Genomic DNA, 328 nt, shown 5'->3' on the forward strand with positions numbered 1-328 from the left:
TGCCACGCGCGTTGCGGGCCGGCCATCACGTTCAGGTAATAGCCGTCGTAGCCATACGGCACGGTGACGGGGTGGTAGCCGCGCGGCACCATCACCACGTCGTGGTTTTCCACGGCCATGGCTTCGTCGAGGCTGCGGTCATCCGTGTAGACCCGTTGAAAGGCAAAGCCCTGCTCGGGGTTCAGACGGTGGTAATACGTTTCTTCCAGCGAACTTTCGGTCGGGATATTGTCGCTGTCGTGCTTGTGCGGCGGATAGCTGGACGAGTGGCCGGACGGCGTCACCACTTCCACCACCAGCAAGCCATCGGCCTCGGCCGTCTGCGGCA

At 63.1% G+C, this 328-nt stretch carries 1 protein-coding gene; it reads right to left on the reverse strand.

Translation table 11 applies throughout. The annotated features are described in order from the left end of the window. Positions 1–328: 5-deoxy-glucuronate isomerase (locus tag ACZ92H_RS29615; protein ID WP_465051994.1), on the reverse strand; the 328-nt coding region annotated here is incomplete at both ends.

The sequence above is a fragment of the Janthinobacterium foliorum genome, assembly GCF_978021625.1.